Here is a 253-nt window from a genome sequence, read left to right on the forward strand (position 1 = left end):
GTTCGGCATGAAGCATGAGTTGCTGTACGGCGTCGAGTTATCGCAACAGCAGAAGTTCGACACGATCTACTCGACCAACAAGGTCGCCACCTACGATCTTTACAATCCGCAACTGGTCAACTTGCCCGGCGTGAAGCCCGGCACCGCGGCGAAAACCAATGCGGCGACGGTGCTCGGACTGGTGGGCGTCTATGCGCAGGACCTGATCTCGCTGACCGAGCACTGGAAGATTCTCGCGGGTTTGCGCTTCGAC

Annotated in this window: 1 protein-coding gene; it reads left to right on the plus strand. The window is 58.5% G+C overall.

What is annotated here, in order from left to right; all coding sequences use genetic code 11:
• Nucleotides 1–253: TonB-dependent receptor domain-containing protein (locus SB751_RS33240; protein ID WP_410749398.1), on the plus strand; the 253-nt coding region annotated here is incomplete at both ends.

The organism is Cupriavidus sp. SIMBA_020 (genome assembly GCF_046535395.1).
Classification (GTDB): Bacteria; Pseudomonadota; Gammaproteobacteria; order Burkholderiales; family Burkholderiaceae; genus Cupriavidus; species Cupriavidus campinensis.